The organism is Pectobacterium brasiliense, assembly GCF_013449685.1.
Taxonomy (GTDB): Bacteria; Pseudomonadota; Gammaproteobacteria; order Enterobacterales; family Enterobacteriaceae; genus Pectobacterium; species Pectobacterium brasiliense_A.
The window spans coordinates 1-389 of record NZ_JACDSF010000084.1 but is presented as its reverse complement, the minus strand read 5'-3'; the positions used below and the strand labels follow the sequence as shown (position 1 = coordinate 389).

The following is a 389-nucleotide window of genomic DNA, read 5'->3' as shown; positions in this document are numbered from 1 at the left end:
CTAAATAGCTTTGCATATTACCGCTCCACTTTAGCCAAACCATGTTGATTGCCGGGGAACGGCGAAGCGGCATTCATAAATCGCTTTACCTGTTCCAGTAACTGCCACATATACCGGCACTGATGGTTACGCGTTATCGTTTCGTGCAACGACAACCACAGCAACTCTATTGGATTCAGCCATGGCGAATAGGTTGGCAGGAACAGCAACCGGAATTTCTTGTTTTTTTCCAGCCAGCATTCCACCTTACGGCTTTTATGAATGATGTAGTTATCAACGACCAGCGTAATGGTTTTCGCTCGCCGATATGTCCGCCGTAATGCCTCTAACAGATTGATAAATAAATCAGAACACTTACTGCTGCCGCCGACGTAATGGACTCGTCCTGT

At 46.5% G+C, this 389-nt stretch carries 1 protein-coding gene; it reads right to left on the bottom strand.

Annotated elements, in window-relative coordinates; all coding sequences use genetic code 11:
• Nucleotides 1-17: 17 nt before the first annotated feature.
• On the bottom strand, nt 18-389 hold a 372-nt coding region (locus tag H0248_RS21160), incomplete at its 5' end, for an IS630 family transposase (RefSeq protein ID WP_180787377.1).